Origin of the sequence: Pseudoalteromonas sp. CO342X (genome assembly GCF_004208915.1) — a bacterium.
In the GTDB taxonomy this organism is placed as follows: domain Bacteria; phylum Pseudomonadota; class Gammaproteobacteria; order Enterobacterales; family Alteromonadaceae; genus Pseudoalteromonas; species Pseudoalteromonas maricaloris.
Genome location: NZ_SGPH01000016.1, coordinates 423,650 through 439,763, shown reverse-complemented (window position 1 = coordinate 439,763; position 16,114 = coordinate 423,650). Strand labels below are relative to the sequence as shown.

The following is a 16,114-nucleotide window of genomic DNA, read 5'->3' as shown; positions in this document are numbered from 1 at the left end:
CATGTCTAGCGGAGGGAGTGTGCTAACCGGCTTAAATCACATCACAATCACAGTGTCTAACCTAAAAACATCACTGGATTTTTACTGCGACTTGCTGGGATGCGAGCTTTGGGTAACTTGGGACAAAGGGGCATATTTAGCGCTTGGTGACGTATGGCTTTGCTTATCTTTAGGTAAGGTATCTCCAAGCTCAGATTACAGTCATATAGCGTTCAATATTGCTGCCGAAGACTTTACAACTTTTTCTAAAACATTATTGGATAATGGAGTCGGCTTATGGCAGCAAAATAGCAGCGAAGGAGACTCGCTCTATATTTATGACCCCGATCATCACAAACTCGAGATCCATAGTGGTAGTTTGCAAAGTCGGTTAAAAAGTTTGCAGCAGCAACCGTATTCAGGCCTCACTTGGTACAAATCGGTGTGATTCTATTTTCTAGAATGCTTGTATCTTTAATTGCGTATTTTACTTCTGGTTACTGAGCTCCATAATAAAACAAAACATGATGGAGCAAAGTAATGGCAATTCAACTAAATGGCAAAGCACATGACATCGGTGGTCTTTCAGTAAACCGTGTACTTCCGCAGCGTGCGAAACGTATGGTAGGTCCTTTTATCTTTTTTGATCAAATGGGCCCCGGTAACTTCAGTGCTGGTGATGGTATCGATGTAAGGCCGCATCCACATATTGGGCTTGCAACTCTCACATATTTGTTTGAAGGTAACTTGCTCCATCGTGACTCTCTTGGTAATCAACTAGAGATCCACCCAGGGGATGTAAATTGGATGGTGGCAGGGAGCGGCATTGTACACTCGGAGAGAGAATCGTTTGAAACCAAAGCGCAATCACATACTATTCATGGTTTGCAATGCTGGGTGGCGCTACCGGAAGAAAATGCTGAAGTTGAACCCAGTTTCTCACATATAAACCGTTTTGACTTGCCTACTAGGCAACTAGAAGGAGTGATGGCTAGGGTCATTATCGGCAGTGCGTATGGCTTGCATTCTCCTGTCCCAACATTTTCACCTATGTTTTATGTTGATGTGATGGCAAAAGCTGGCGGACATATTGAAAGGCCTTATCAGATACAAGAAGTTGGCGTATATGTGATTTACGGCGAAGTGGTGGTGTCGAATAAATCATATAGTGCAGGAGCATTTGTATTACTTGAAGACGACGACGCGCAATTACATTTCAATGAGAATAGCAGAGTGGTATTGCTCGGCGGAGAGGCGTTTAAAAAAATCCCTTATATTGATTGGAACTTTGTTTCTTTTAGTAAATCCCGTATTGAACAAGCGAAGCAAGATTGGCGTGAGGGTAGGTTCGATATGATCCCCGGTGATAAATTGGAGCATATTCCTTTGCCTTAGGGTGACAAAAGTACACCCTAATAGAACATGCTCCCTTTTATCTATTAATAGTCGTAACTAATATGCTGGAAGAAGCGTACATTGACATCTTGCTTTTCAACATTAACAGGAAGTTGCGCAACAAAGCGTTTAATAGCCGTTTCTACGTGATTCATAAAACGACCATAGCCCATGTCTTTTTTGTCTTTGTCATTGGCAACGATCACAAAGCGAATGGTGTCCATTAGGTTTGCTTCGTTAAACAGCGAGTAAATTTGATTGTCACCGGAGCCGGTATCAAAACTCAGCTTTTGTAGCTCTCGGTTAGTATCGGACTTATCGATTTTGGCGCTTCTGATGATAGGCAGACGGCCATCGGCTACCATTGCTACCATATTGAGCTGTTTATCGGCACAAGAAGATAGAAATGCATCTTCTAGTGTGCGATAGAATTGTCCGTAATCACCAGGGCGCATTTGGCTTTGGAACTCTGTTTTTATTGCACGTGACACTGGAATGTTAAAGGTCGCGTAGGTCATTTCACTATATTCTTCTGGTAACGTGCAGTTTCTGGCTTGATAACGTGGGTAAAGTGCACGCAACTTATAACCATACGACTCTTTGTCACCTTTCGCTTTAGCAAATAGGTCATAGGTTAAATGTTGGTGGTCTCGCACTCTAAACTGAGGTTCTAGCGGAGAAAAGCCTTCTTTAAGTGCATCTAGCACCTTTTTCACTTTGTTGTGGAAGGTCGCTGCATTGGCGCGTAATTCATTACCCGTGGCTAAAAATAATAAGCGGATTTTACGCGCTTGGTATCCGTCATTGAGATAATTTTGGTGCGCTTCGTGGAACTTAGGATTATAGAAAAACAAAATCTGCTTTTCTGTTTGCATAGTATAGGCTTCGTCATGGTAACGCACCACCGGCAATTTATCGTTCGCAATTACATGTACATTATGCAGCTCATATTCGTCACACAGTGCGAATAGCTGGCGAGACAAGCGCTCGTAACACGCGCTGCTGGAGTCAAAACATGCATAGAATGCATCATCCGGTTTAAACTCAGCAAGAATATAGTGATTGTTCCTAGCCTTAGTTGATATATAAACACGATTCAAATTCATTGAAGCCATTACTTTTGTCCTTTCCTCGGTAACGTGACTTAAGCAGTGTTTGTGGTATAAACACTGAGATGGCGCAACTATAGGATGAAGTTGTGACGGAAATATTGCGCTAGAACAAAATTTGTCACAAAAATCTGATGAACATTTAACCAAATGAATAAATCCTGATACAGCGCAGATAATTGCTGTAAGTTCGGCTGAGTTTTTGTAATAATGCCGAGGTTAACTAAGAGCATAATTCAGAGGAAAGATTTCCTATGGCGGAAACTGAAAATCGCCCATCAAACTTTATTCGCAACATTATTGATGCGGATCTTGCCAGTGGCAAACATGCGTCCACGCACACACGTTTTCCACCTGAGCCAAATGGCTTTTTACACATTGGCCATGCTAAATCAATTTGCTTAAATTTTGGTATTGCCCAAGATTATCAAGGTAAGTGCAACTTACGCTTTGACGATACCAACCCAGAAAAAGAAGACATCAATTACGTTAAGTCGATCCAACAAGACGTACAGTGGCTAGGGTTCGAATGGGATGGCGAAATTTGCTATTCATCAAATTACTTTGACAAGCTCTATAGCTACGCAGTTGAGCTAATCGAAAATGGCAAAGCGTACGTTTGCTTCTTGTCGCCTGAGCAGGCGCGTGAATATCGCGGCACGCTGACTGAGCCTGGCAAAAATAGCCCTTATCGTGACACTTCACCTGAAGAGAACTTAGCCTTATTCGAAAAAATGAGAAATGGCGAGTTTAAAGAAGGGGAATGTGTTCTTCGTGCTAAGATTGACATGGCAAGCTCATTTATGGTGCTTCGCGACCCTATCATCTATCGTGTACGTTTTGCACACCATCATCAAACTGGTGATAAGTGGTGCATCTATCCGATGTATGACTTTACGCACTGTATTTCCGATGCGCTTGAAGGGATCACGCATTCACTTTGTACATTAGAGTTCCAAGATAACCGCCGTTTGTACGACTGGGTGCTAGATAACATCAGCATCGAGTGTCATCCGCAGCAAATCGAGTTTTCTCGTTTAAATCTTGAATACACGGTGATGTCGAAGCGTAAGCTTAATGACTTGGTTGTTGATAACCATGTTGAAGGATGGGATGACCCGCGCATGCCGACAATTGCAGGTCTTCGTCGTCGTGGTTATACACCAGCTGCAATTCGCGAATTTTGTAAGCGCATTGGCGTAACCAAAATGGACAACATGGTTGAAATGGGCATGCTTGAAGCGTGTATCCGTGACGACTTAAACGAAAATGCACCACGCGCAATGGCGGTACTTGACCCTGTTAAGCTAGTCATTGAAAACTTTGATGCCGATAAAGTTGAAATGCTACAAGCACCTAATCACCCAACATTAGACATGGGCGAGCGTGAGCTACCGTTTACCCGCGAAGTCTACATCGAACAAGAAGATTTCCGCGTAGAAGCGAACAAAAAGTTCAAGCGTTTGGTGCTAGGTAAAGAAGTGCGTCTTCGTAATGCTTATGTGATTAAGGCTGAGCGTATTGAAGAAGACGAAAACGGTAATATTACGACAATCTACTGTAGTTACGACCCTGATACTTTGGGTAAAAACCCAGAAGATGGTCGCAAGGTGAAAGGCGTAATTCACTGGGTATCTGCTTCACATTGTATTGAAGCGCCAGTGCGTCAGTATGACCGCCTATTTACTGTGCCAAACCCAGCGGCTGCTGAAGATTTCACGGAAGTGTTAAACCCAGACTCTTTGGTAACCATTGCAAATGCCAAACTTGAGCCAGCGCTTGCAAACGCTAAACCTGAACAAGGTTATCAGTTTGAGCGTTTAGGTTACTTCTGTCGTGATAACAAGTCAGAAGCGCTAATGTTTAACCAAACTGTTGGTCTACGTGATTCGTGGGCTAAGATAGAACAGCAAGGTTAATACCCAATGAGGTCGGCTAATGCCGACCTTTTTTATTACTTTTTCTGCGTACAATTATGTCTGAAAAATCCATCCAACACTTCTATATCAACGAACAGCAGTCCATCTACTTACTGTCTCATCATGATGCAAAAAAGCACCGTCAATGGCTGAATATCTGTAAAAAACAATTGAGCCAACTTGGCTATAAACATGTTGAGGTAATTGGCTCCGGTGCATTTGGCTTCGTATTTGCTGGTACAAGTGATATGGGGAAAGACTGGGTGTTTAAATTTTCTCGGATCACGCTTGCCCAAAGTGTGCGTGATAGGCTTGAAGATGAAGGCTATATGTTGTCGCAAATCGACAACCCGATGGTGCCAAACTTCTATGCCTTCGAGCGAGTAAAAAAGCAAGGCATTTTAATGATGGAGCGTGCCCCTGGTGAAGACTTAGAAAAGATCTCACTCAAAAAGGGCCGTTTTAAAGCGCATGAGTTGGTGAGCCTCGCGCTAAAACTCAGGAATGTGTTGGTTGATTTGCGTGAGCGTCGCAATGGCATGTCTCCTCAGCCCATTGTTCATGGAGATATTAAGCCATCTAATATCGTATGGGATGAAGCTTCCGATGGTTTCTCTTTGGTTGATTGGGGAAGCTCAGTCTATGCTCAGGTGGACGTGCATGGTGAGCCTATCGCCAGCAATATCATGGATTTGATGTCATCTGATGTAAGTACGACTAACGCTCGGATGGGAGATGTGTACTTTATTGGCGATGAGCAAATGTCGGGTGCACAATCTTCTCCTCGCTTCGATGAACAAGGCGTTGCATCGACGATTTATGCACTGGCTAGTGCACAATCATGTCGTTTTGGTGCTCAGGTCATTCCTGCTAGCGCTTTGGGGCTGCCAAAAGTATTTGCGCAAGTGCTGGATGGCATGCTTAGCAAAGACAAAGCAACGAGGGATAGCGCAGGGGATTACTTTGTTCGTAATATGCCAGCAATGGCAAAAATGTATTTACCGGATTTAACGCTGTCAGAGAAAAAGTCCCGCATTCCTTTTTGGACCTACGAAACCACAGTTAAGCCTGAAACGGTCGTCTATAGCTCACGCAAGCAGTTTTTGCGTCGTGCTGACGATAAACACAATCTAAGAGACGTAAACGACGCGCAATTAGATAGATACTATAAAGAGTTTTTGTTTGATACCGGCGATACCGAGAAAGCCTTTTTGGCCTCAATCAGCAGACTGGCAAAATACCCGGTCGTTGGTGGTCTCAGTTTTCACTGGAAAGACACGCAAGTATTTGTTGAGTCGAGTCTTATTTTACATGATGAAACATTAAGCCTTGCATTTAAAGACGCGTTGAATGCCACTGTAATGATTGCGCAGGGGATCAAACAAAAAGGCTTGTTTAAATGCTGTTTGTTCGACGCGCGACAAACCATTCAATTGACTCGTGACGGCACCGGTGCGTTCCAATTTGACCATCTGCCAGAACTCGAGTTTAGCGTTAGCGATATTTCGAGCAATGAAATTACACGCCCGCATTCATACTTTGAAGACGGCAAAGATCCAGACGAGCAACTGCAGCTGCCCAGACAGATAATTCAATGCGTGTTCGAGTTAAATCAGATCCATCATACAGGTTGCATCATTTTTGAATCATTGCAAGATAGGATGAAAATCCATTATTACTACCGGCTACTTGATGCTAATAAAGAAACGCAATTTAAGGCGCTACTGACTCGGATCATGCAATACGCGGTTAGTATTCAAGATTATGGCGTAGCAGGGTTTATGAAGCTGCCCTATAAAAATACACGTGAGTTTGCTTTATGCGACCGTCAGCCTGACTTTTTCTTTCCCAAAAACCCCAAAACATTTGTTGTTAACACTTAGGTGTTAGTACCACTTCTGGCCAGTCATTAACTACTAGTTCTTTACACTAATTATAGTGAAAGCAGGAGTGGTAAACATGACAACACAATTTCAAATTAACGCGATTGACTACAAACAATTTAAGCATTTATTTTCTTTAAGTGATGAAGAGCTAGCGGCATTACATGCCAAGAAGCTCGTCGTTGACGCTAAACCCGGCTACCCTTGTCGCGTTTCCCTACAAGAAGCCGAGATTGGGGAGGTGGTGTTGTTATTACATTATCAGCACCATACTACTTTATCGCCATATCGCTCTTCTGGGCCTATCTTTGTGAGGGAAAATGCAGTACTGGCAGAGCCTAAAGTAAATGAAGTGCCAGAAATCTTGCAAACCAGATCACTGTCCATCAGGGCCTACGACAGCTTGGGTGTAATGATTGAGGCGCAAATAGTAAAAGGAATGGAAATTAAAGACTGCCTCCATACCATATTTGACGACCATAAAATCGAATATGTGCATATTCACAATGCAAACCCCGGTTGCTTTAATTGCATCGCGAGCAGAGTATAGGAAAAAGAAGGTGGATCTGCCAAGGCTAAAACCAATCTGCTGAGTCTTTCAGAGTGATGGTGTCAAGTTGAGGCTCTTGCTGATTTATGAAATAGTGACTATACCAATTCAAATGGCGATAACCTAGCTGACGAAGGAAAGTGATGAGCAATCAACTTGCTTGCGATAGCAATGCTATTCGTAAGTCTATAGAAGTGCTGTACAAGCAAGAAAGCCGGAAAATTTACGCCACACTGATCCGCCTTCTAGGTGACTTTGAGTTAGCGGAAGAAGCATTGCAAGACGCGTTTAATGTGGCGTTAAAACATTGGCCAACTCAAGGCATGCCAGAAAACCCAGTCCCTTGGTTAATTTCTACTGGTCGCTTTAAAGCGATTGATGCAATACGTAAACAGCAACGTCAAAGAGAAAAGCTAGAAGTTGCTGCTACTGAAGTGGAGGGGGTTTCTGACATCGCAGGCCAAGCTCAAGAACAAAGCGCTAATGCAATTGAAGACGACCAATTGCGGTTAATTTTTACTTGCTGCCATCCGGCTATTGATCCAAAAGTACAAGTTGCGCTTACTCTGCGGGAGGTCTGTGGACTAACAACAGAAGAAATTGCCAGTGCATTTTTGGTGTCTAACACAACAATGGCACAACGAATTGTGCGCGGCAAAGCGAAGATCCGTGATGCCCGTATTCCGTTCGAGCTGCCAGACGACACTGACTTTAACAACCGACTTGATGCGGTGCTGACAGTTATCTATTTGGTCTTTAATGAAGGATATTCAGCAACACAAGGCGAACTTGCAATACGCAGTGAGCTGACTTCGGAGGCCATCCGTTTAACTCGTTTACTTTATTCTCTAACGCCAGATCCAGAAGTGGCGGGGTTACTCGCCCTGATGCTCCTGAGTGATGCAAGAAAGGCGGCGCGCACCAATGCCAGCGGCGACATCATTTTACTGGAAGATCAAGACCGAAGCCTTTGGAGTAAAAATATGATTGCAGAAGGTACGCAGTTGGTCGCTGAAATAATGCGCGCCGGTGAATATGGCTTTTACACCATTCAAGCGGCTATCTCTGCGACTCATGCAGTTGCGACAACCGCCGCGGCGACAGATTGGTCACAGATCATTGAATTATATGCTCAGTTACACCAAGTGAGCCCGTCTCCCGTTATTGAGCTCAACCAAGCGGTCGCAATCGCTATGAAAGACGGCCCTGATGCGGGTATTACCATTATAGAGCGGCTATTTGAGCACAAAGAAATGCAAAGGTATCACTTGGCTCATGCGGCTTATGGCGAACTATTATCTCGTGCTGGCAGAACGGCTAGTGCGATTAATGCATTTAAAACTGCTCTCAATTTAACAACGCAATTACCAGAGCAAAGGGTTCTCAAACAAAAGCTTCTCAAGCTCGGTGAAAATTAATTAAAAAAATTTTTCCTTACTTTGTCGATCTCTAAAGAATGCATTCGACTAGAGTGTATAGAGCTCTTTATTTACTAAAACCGCAGGTAACCTTTGGTTATTCAGCTCTATTTAACCTGAGGTTATTTGCAAAAGACAACAGGAGAATTGACGATGAAAGTAATGGTGATTGTAAAAGCGAGTGAAGGGTCTGAAGCAGGGGAGCTACCAACCGCGGAATTAATGGCTGCGATGGGAGAATTCAATAATGCTTTAGTTGATGCTGGAATAATGACTTCTGGTGACGGCTTAAAGCCGAGTAAAGAGGGAGTTCGCGTTCGTTTTAAAGGCGAAGAGCGCATTGTAACTAAAGGGCCTTTTGCAGAGACTAATGAGTTAATTGCGGGTTATTGGGTTTGGGAAGTAACATCAATGGAAGAGGCGCTAGAATGGGTTAAGCGCTGCCCTAATCCCATGAATGAGGAGTCTGATATTGAAGTTCGACCGTTTTATGAAATGGCTGACTTTGCGGATATCGATCCCAGCGGCGAAATCCTCGAAGACGAAGAACAATTAAGACAAAAGATTGCGATGCAAACCGCGCATGTTTGCAATTATTTGTTTTTTGCAGGGCGTACCGAAGAGGCACTTGAATACTATCAACAGCATCTATATGCCAAAGTCGGTCTACTTATGCGCTTTAACGAAAGTCCAGATCCTATCCCAGATGGTGCGATACCAGAAAACTTTTCAGATAAAGTAATGCACTGTGAGTTTAGTATTGGCGATATGAAGATTTTTGCATCTGACGGCTGTGGTGATGATGCTTCGCTTGCTGGATTTAGCCTGTCTATAACAATTGATTCTGAACAAGAAGCTCACCGTGCATTCAATGCTCTAGCCGATGGTGGCACGGTCAGAATGCCATTACAAGAAACATTTTGGTCCCCCCTTTATGGTCAAGTCGTTGATAAATTCGGTGTGGCGTGGATGGTGATGCTACCTAGTAACGCCGCTAATTGACCACGAGTACGGAGTAGCTCAGTCAAAGCGAGCAGCAAAAGATGCTCGCTATTCAGATACCAATTAATAAGGAGCTGGACACACTATGAAATATGTCGCTTTGGTTTATTACGATGAACAAGCAATGGAAAAGCTCTCACAAGATGAATGGGACGCACTTAACCGTGAATGCATCGCGTGCGGGGAATCATTAAAAGACCGCGAGCAGATGATAGGGGGTAACGCGTTGCTCTCAACTCAAAGTGCGACAACATTGCGGGTACGAGCGGGTAAAGTTGATATTACCGATGGTCCTTTTGCAGAGACTAAAGAGCAGCTTGCGGGCTTCTATTTACTTGATGTTAAAGACTTAAATGAGGCTATCCAAGCGGCTAGCAAAATTCCGCCTGCACGCTATGGCAGCATCGAAATTCGGCCTGTTCGCGAGTTGCAAGACGATAATAATGTCAGCTATGAAGCACAAAGACGTGAATAGGAGAGGGGTCAAAGATGAGTTATATTGATGGTTTTGTATGCGCTGTACCCACCAATAAGCGCGAAGAATATCGGGCGCACGCCAGTAAAGCGGCAAAAGTGTTTAAAAAGTTTGGAGCAGAACGCGTTGTCGAGGCATGGGGGGATGATGTTCCTGATGGAACGCTTACCTCTTTTCCACTGGCTGTAAAATGTAAGCCTGATGAAACTGTGGTGTTTTCCTGGATCACTTGGCCTTCAAAAGAAGTCCGTGATGCTGGAATGGCAGAAGTATTTAAAGATCCTATTTGCGATCAAGAAGCTAATCCAATGCCGTTTGATGGCAAAAGGCTTATCTATGTTGGCTTTAAGACCATAGTAGAGTGTTAACCTTAGTTATTAAATTGGGCTGAGTTATCAGTCCAATTGACATGGAGATGATATATGTCGAACTTTACCATTACCACGTTTGATTGGGTGCCTGAGCTGCCAAGAGGTTATGTCCGGGATATTCGCTTGCGCTGGGCGCTAGAAGAGGCGGGAATACCCTATGATATAGAGCTTACCGCTTTCAATGAACGAGAAAATACGCATTATTTACATCAACCATTTGGCCAAGTTCCTTGGCTTAGCCATGAAGATAAGGACATATTCGAAAGTGGTGCTGGTCTGTTATACATCGCTGAGCATAGCGATGAATTAATATCGACAGAAAATAGCTCATCGGTAATACAGTGGCTATTCGCCGCGCTCAACTCTGTAGAAATGGCGAGTCTTCCATGGACAATTTTGAAATTTTCTGGAGATACTTTTGAGAATCATGGTAGCAAAGCGATAGAGCGATTTTTACATAGCCGCTTGAAACACATGAATGAATATCTTAGGGAGAGAAACTGGTTGGCTGAGCAATTTTCTGTTGCAGACATTGCGATGGCTGATGTACTTCGTTTGGTCGATAGGTTTGATGGGCTAAAACAATATAGTTATTGCCGAAAGTATCTAGAGACTTGCGTTTCTAGAGCTGCTTTTAAAAAAGCATACAAAGATCAGCTGGAATTGTACTCTACGATATAGTGACCATATAAATGGAAGGTGGTGTTTATGCAACAAATCAAAACAGATGCGGGTAATTCTAACAGCTGAGTCTTACATTGAGTTATTCCAATAGTTAAATGACAGTTTTGTTGATAGATGGAAAAATGGTCCTGTAGAGCGCTCTATAAAATAGCTTATAATATTGAAATAATTGATAGATGTAGAGACTTTATTGGGTTACATCGTTATTGTTGACGTAACCCATTGATTTACTATTTTGTATATTTCAGGAAAAGCTTGTATCTACGGTGCTGAACTTCATAACCTGGAATCGGCCCTCCGACATCTATTGCTCGAGTTGTAACAGTTACATACTCATTGCAACCTACGTCTCCATTTTTTACAACCCTATGTATATCACCTAAAGAAAAGCGCCCATTGATATAAGGCATATATTCACAATATGTTGTTACATTATTGCTTTGACTCGAATTAAGCGCTGTATTTGTATTTGCATTTAATGTTAGTGATGTTATTAATGCAAAAAATACAATAGTTTTTTTCATTTTTATTCCTTTTTAATTGTGGTTGTAAATAACGGTACACATTTTATAAATAACTTTCAAGTTTTTGTGTTTTTATACTTTAAAAGGTTGAGCTTATATTTTAAGTTTTGATTTGAAATGTAAAAAGAGGTAAGTGGTATTTTTCGTCGTTTTATTTAATATTTTCGTAGTTCCTTAGTTGACCATGACCTAACTTGTACCATGAATTTAATCGAATAACATTGGCAGATTTTAATAAAATACATGGCCTTATAGATATTATTGTCTTAGTGAGACTAGTACTATTATGGTCTAAACTGAGAGCCTGTAGTTTCTGAGGCATTGCTTGCAACCATTGGTAAATGGGGTCAACTAACAGCGAAAAAACAAGTTATTTTGCTCAATGGTAAATGTTACATTGTCCACAATAAAAACCCGCCTTACAAATGGTAATCGTGTACGATACAAAAATAAATTCAGTGTTTAGTCAAAAGTAAATACCTTGTACACAATGTGAAATGATGTTGAAGGCTGTACGTCATTACACATGATGTTGTATTGTCTACGAAAGGCTCTCAATAAAATAGTAGATAGGAAATCACATGTAGTGGAGCAGCTTAAGAAAGTAGGTTATTAGTGATATACATCAAAATGTGCTGGGTTGGAAAAAGTCTCATTTTTTATACAGCTGAAACCAAAAAGGAATGGAATACTGCAAGAGCTATAACAGCCATTCTCGGTATTATTGTAGTGGAACTGCACTGGAAATGTGTCTATAGATACTCGCTAATCGGTCGCTTAAATTGTACTATCGTATAGATTGCTTGGGCATTCTACTTTTTAACACTAAATTGAGGATTTTGTATTTAAAGAAGATTACTCAAGGGACTGATTTGATGGCAAGGTAGAGAGTTGTGCGCTATACCAGCTTTGTATGAATATGCTCAAGCAAAGTGATTATGGTTCGTCAAGACAACGAAGTAAATTGAAAACGGTATATCGGAGTTAATTCAGTAGCTAAATTTAGGAGGGCGTTCAGAATTCTGTGTAAGCCTAAATTGCTAAATATCTAGCACACCATCTAACCGGCCTTCGAAGTGGATGGCTAATTGCGACAATGTCAGATTCCAGCTATGGATTGTCATTGTCCATTTCTTCGAAGCATTCAATATGCCCGCATACAATAATTTCATCAAGCTATTTTCGCTCGGGAATGCCCCCTTAGTTTTGGTTAACTTCCTAAATTGACGGTGCACTGCTTCAATTGCATTGGTCTTATAAATCGCCTTACGCACATAATCAGGATACTTGAAGTAAACGGATAAATTCGACCATTTACGGCGCCAAGATTCGATAACGATGGGATATAGCTTGCCCCATTTGGCATCGAGTTCGTCGAGTGCAACATGAATGCTTTCTGGTGTTTTGAAGCAACGTATTCCATTGAGTTACGTATTTGATGGATAACGCACTGTTGAACCTCTGTTTCAGGGTAGATAGTGCCAATCGCTTCAGGGAAGCCTTTAAGTCCATCAACACAAGCAATTAAAATATCGGATACGCCACGATTGCGTAAATCAGTTAACACCGATAACCAGTAGTTTGCGCCTTCACTTTCTGAAACATACAGACCAAGTAATTCCTTACGGCCTTCGATATTAATACCAAGGACGGTGTAAACCGCCTTGCTAACGTAGCGGCCATTCTCTTTGATTTTATAGTGAATAGCATCAAGCCAGATGAACGGATACAGGGTATCAAGACTTCGTGATTGCCAAGCCTTAAGCTCTGGTATTAGCTGGTCAGTTATGCCTGTTATAGTGGCTTCTGATATTTCAATGCCGTACATTTCCTGAGCGTGGCCTCGAATATCCCGGTAGCTCATGCCTAAAGCAAACATGGAAAGGGTTTTTTGGTCAATTTCAGGCGTTAGCTTGGTTTGATTTTTCTTAACCAACTGAGGCTCAAACGAGTCTGTACGATCTCTTGGCGTTTCAAGCTCAAATTGATCGACGGATGATTTAATCGTTTTCTTGCTTGTGCCGTTCTTGCGGTTAGGTTGCGGATCAGAGCCTAAATGTTGTTCTAGCTCTGCTTTTAAAGCAGCTTCGGTTAACTGTTTAATGAGTGGCGTTAAAACACCATCTTCGCCAGTTAAACCTTTACCAGATTGAAGTTCGGCTAATGTTTTGTTGAAGTCGAAAGATTGAGTCATGTGTCATTCCTTTCTCTTAATATTACTGAAATGACACAGATTTCTAAACACTACCAAATTTAGCGAACTAAAAAGCCAGCAATTTGATGGCTTAATGCTTAAATTGGCGGAAAGGTAGGTTAGTTACCATTTTCCTCAGCGTACTTTTTGCACGCTTCTTTATCTTCACACTCACCGTATAGATATAGTGAGTGATTTGTTAGCTTGATGCCATTGCTGTTCGCGATTTCTTCTTGGCGTGTTTCAATAACGTCATCTTCAAATTCGACAACTTTGCCACATTTTAAACATACCAAGTGATCATGGTGCGTGCTGCCAGACAGCTCGAAAACAGATTTACCGCCTTCAAAGTGGTGACGTGTTACAATACCAGCATCATCAAATTGGTTTAGTACGCGATATACCGTAGCTAGGCCAATTTCTTCACCTTTGTCTAATAAGATCTTGTACACATCTTCTGCGCTGATGTGTTGATTATCAGGAGACTGAAGGATCTCTAAAATTTTGATGCGTGGAAGCGTTACTTTTAAACCAGCCTTTTTAAGCTCTAAGTTGTGATCAGTCATTAAATCTGTCTCAATCTGTTAGTTATAATTTGTCTTAGGTCAATATTCACGACGCTATACCTAAGAATAACTTGCTCGGGCAGCAAGTGCAAAGCAAATGGAATTAATCTTCCAGCTCGCTTAAGCACATTTCGTCATATACTTGTGCACACCATTGTTTAACTCGTTGCTCTGTTAGCTCTGGCTGACGGTCTTCATCAATACCAAGACCAACAAATTTACCTTCTTCAACTACAGCTTTTGACGCTTCAAAGTCATAACCATCGGTAGACCAATGGCCAACAACAATAGCACCGCGTTCGGTGACGATGTCGTTGATCATGCCCATCGCATCAAGGAAGTATTCAGCATAATCTTCCTGATCGCCACAACCGAAGATTGCAACGAGTTTGCCTTCGAAATCGACTTCTTCAAGCTCAGGGAAAAAATCATCCCAGTCACATTGCGCTTCACCGTAGTACCATGTTGGAATACCGAACAGTAGTAAATCGAATTCAGCAATCTCTTCTTTACTACTTTTAGCAATGTCTTTTACGTCAACGAGCTTTTTACCTAGCTCTTTTTGAATCATTTTAGCAACGTGCTCTGTATTACCAGTATCACTGCCGAAAAAAATACCTACGCTTGCCATTAATTGCTTACCTTCTATCTATTAACCGCTAACTTTTCTTGTAAGATGGTCTCGATGAGTGCACTTCGACTAATGTTTTGCGACTCTGCCATATCACTTAGCGCTTGATACAACTCTGATGAAACCTTAAATTCTACCCTTTTTAGGCCACGAGCACGATCTCTCTTTATTTGATTGCGCTTGTTAACCTTTAACTGCACTTCTCGTGGCAGTGGATTCGTCTTAGGACGTCCGGGACGTTTTTCATTTTCAAATAGGTCGATAGTCGTTCTATCTGTTTCAGCCTTGGCCATTATCCAACACCTGCGCCTTGCCAAAACACTTGGATCAAGCCTTTTGCTATAAATCCAGAGCAACCAAGAAACAACACCAGCCAAACGATATAGCGTCCGAACTTTGGCACGTCACCTTTTTTCAGTACGTCCTGAATCGCCATACCGATGAAAAAGAATATACCAGCTAGCGCAAACCACAGCCCTAGCGTTTCAAATTCATTTATAAATTGACTGACCATCTGAGCTCTACTCAATACTTAAACGGCGGCTACTATAACATAACCTAAATGCATAAATTAAGTTTATAACGGTAAATTCGATTCGTTTTATTGAAGAAAATCAATAATTGAGCGATTTACCGCTTCGGGCTTTTCAGCATGTAGCCAATGACCCGCACCTTGTATTATTTTTGCTCGCGCATTTGGGAAAAAACGAGCGATGGCATCCCTATGCTCAGGCAGGATGTAGTCAGAATTATTCCCTTTAATGAACAAAGTATCGCACAAACAGGAATGAGTTTCATTAATATTTGATGTGATTGTATCGTATTTTTCAGTAATTACATCTAAATTGAAACGCCAAGCAAGTTTGCCTTCTTCATTTTTTGCTAAACTTTTGAGCAAAAACTGACGCACGCCGACGGTTTCAATATACTGCGACATAATGGTATCTGCTTCACTACGACTTGATACATCACTTTTTTGCACTTCGTTCAGCGCAGCAATTATTGCATCATGTCTTGAGTGATAGTCAACAGGTGCAATATCTAATACGACAAGTTTGTTGATGCTTTCTGGGAATAACTGGGCGAATTGCATTGCCACTTTACCACCCATCGAGTGACCAACGAGGTTTATTTTATCCAGTTTTAACTCATCCATTAGTGCTTTGACGTCATTTGCCATTATTGGATAGGACATTTGCTCATCATGAAAAGAGCGACCGTGATTTCTCAAATCGACGTTAATCACATTGAAATGTTCAGCAAGTGCTTTTGCCACCACATTTACATTTTCCAAAGAACCAAATAGTCCGTGCATAACAAATACACTAGGTTTGGCTTGGTCGCCAATTTGTTGATAGTTTAACTGCATAAATCCTCCAAATTTGGCGCTAATTGTGACATTGAAGAGTAAAAA

General features: G+C 41.9%; 17 protein-coding genes and 1 pseudogene. 10 read left to right on the top strand and 8 right to left on the bottom strand.

Going from position 1 to position 16,114, the window contains the following annotated elements; translation table 11 throughout:
- Positions 1-19 precede the first annotated feature (19 nt).
- Both fos and EXT47_RS08950 read left to right on the top strand, forming a co-directional pair.
- Positions 20-427, top strand: a complete 408-nt coding sequence (gene fos, locus EXT47_RS08955) for a fosfomycin resistance glutathione transferase (RefSeq protein ID WP_039496029.1) — start codon at positions 20-22, stop codon at positions 425-427.
- 92 nt (positions 428-519) lie between these two features.
- Complete coding sequence (locus EXT47_RS08950) at positions 520-1,374, top strand: pirin family protein (protein WP_130126375.1); 855 nt, start codon at positions 520-522, stop codon at positions 1,372-1,374.
- A 44-nt stretch (positions 1,375-1,418) separates the two neighbouring features.
- On the opposite strand, the gene EXT47_RS08945 is transcribed toward EXT47_RS08950, so the two are convergent.
- The gene (locus EXT47_RS08945) at positions 1,419-2,489 is read right to left on the bottom strand and encodes a DUF3083 family protein (protein ID WP_130126373.1); all 1,071 of its coding nucleotides are present in this window, start codon (positions 2,487-2,489) and stop codon (positions 1,419-1,421) included.
- A gap of 248 nt (positions 2,490-2,737) precedes the next feature.
- Between EXT47_RS08945 and glnS the strand changes: the two genes are divergently transcribed.
- The 8 genes from glnS to EXT47_RS08905 all read left to right on the top strand — a co-directional run bounded on the left by glnS (position 2,738) and on the right by EXT47_RS08905 (position 10,782).
- A complete protein-coding gene (gene glnS, locus EXT47_RS08940) occupies positions 2,738-4,402 on the top strand; it encodes a glutamine--tRNA ligase (RefSeq protein ID WP_130126371.1) in 1,665 nt (554 codons plus the stop codon).
- Positions 4,403-4,458: 56 nt separating this feature from the next.
- Positions 4,459-6,285 carry a protein kinase gene (locus EXT47_RS08935; RefSeq protein ID WP_130126369.1) on the top strand — a complete coding sequence of 609 codons (1,827 nt, stop codon included), beginning with the start codon at positions 4,459-4,461 and terminating at the stop codon, positions 6,283-6,285.
- 76 nt (positions 6,286-6,361) lie between these two features.
- A complete protein-coding gene (locus tag EXT47_RS08930) occupies positions 6,362-6,835 on the top strand; it encodes a DUF1203 domain-containing protein (protein ID WP_130126367.1) in 474 nt (157 codons plus the stop codon).
- Between the two features lie 143 nt (positions 6,836-6,978).
- Positions 6,979-8,253, top strand: a complete 1,275-nt coding sequence (locus EXT47_RS08925) for an RNA polymerase sigma factor (protein ID WP_130126365.1) — start codon at positions 6,979-6,981, stop codon at positions 8,251-8,253.
- Between the two features lie 153 nt (positions 8,254-8,406).
- A complete protein-coding gene (locus EXT47_RS08920; RefSeq protein ID WP_130126363.1) occupies positions 8,407-9,255 on the top strand; it encodes a YciI family protein in 849 nt (282 codons plus the stop codon).
- A gap of 85 nt (positions 9,256-9,340) precedes the next feature.
- The gene (locus tag EXT47_RS08915) at positions 9,341-9,730 is read left to right on the top strand and encodes a YciI family protein (RefSeq protein ID WP_130126361.1); all 390 of its coding nucleotides are present in this window, start codon (positions 9,341-9,343) and stop codon (positions 9,728-9,730) included.
- 14 nt (positions 9,731-9,744) lie between these two features.
- On the top strand, positions 9,745-10,098 hold the full coding sequence (locus tag EXT47_RS08910; RefSeq protein ID WP_130126359.1) for a DUF1428 domain-containing protein: 354 nt from the start codon (positions 9,745-9,747) through the stop codon (positions 10,096-10,098).
- A 54-nt stretch (positions 10,099-10,152) separates the two neighbouring features.
- Positions 10,153-10,782, top strand: a complete 630-nt coding sequence (locus EXT47_RS08905) for a glutathione S-transferase family protein (protein WP_130126357.1) — start codon at positions 10,153-10,155, stop codon at positions 10,780-10,782.
- A gap of 233 nt (positions 10,783-11,015) precedes the next feature.
- On the opposite strand, the gene EXT47_RS08900 is transcribed toward EXT47_RS08905, so the two are convergent.
- The 7 genes and pseudogenes from EXT47_RS08900 to EXT47_RS08870 form a co-directional block, all read right to left on the bottom strand.
- Complete coding sequence (locus EXT47_RS08900) at positions 11,016-11,309, bottom strand: hypothetical protein (RefSeq protein WP_045963822.1); 294 nt, start codon at positions 11,307-11,309, stop codon at positions 11,016-11,018.
- Positions 11,310-12,349: 1,040 nt separating this feature from the next.
- Positions 12,350-13,503, bottom strand: a pseudogene (locus tag EXT47_RS08895) (IS256 family transposase).
- 119 nt (positions 13,504-13,622) lie between these two features.
- Positions 13,623-14,069: a ferric iron uptake transcriptional regulator gene (fur, locus tag EXT47_RS08890; protein WP_010372691.1), complete on the bottom strand. Its 447-nt coding sequence runs from the start codon at positions 14,067-14,069 to the stop codon at positions 13,623-13,625.
- 103 nt (positions 14,070-14,172) lie between these two features.
- Positions 14,173-14,700, bottom strand: coding sequence for a flavodoxin FldA (fldA, locus tag EXT47_RS08885; protein ID WP_130126355.1), 528 nt, complete (start codon positions 14,698-14,700; stop codon positions 14,173-14,175).
- 14 nt (positions 14,701-14,714) lie between these two features.
- Positions 14,715-14,993, bottom strand: coding sequence for a LexA regulated protein (gene ybfE, locus EXT47_RS08880; protein ID WP_010372698.1), 279 nt, complete (start codon positions 14,991-14,993; stop codon positions 14,715-14,717).
- A complete protein-coding gene (locus tag EXT47_RS08875) occupies positions 14,993-15,214 on the bottom strand; it encodes a DUF2788 domain-containing protein (protein ID WP_010372701.1) in 222 nt (73 codons plus the stop codon). The genes ybfE and EXT47_RS08875 overlap by 1 nt, the downstream gene beginning before the upstream one ends.
- A gap of 87 nt (positions 15,215-15,301) precedes the next feature.
- Entirely contained in the window at positions 15,302-16,069 is a 768-nt protein-coding gene (locus tag EXT47_RS08870; RefSeq protein WP_039495940.1) for an alpha/beta fold hydrolase, read from the bottom strand.
- Positions 16,070-16,114: the final 45 nt, after the last annotated feature.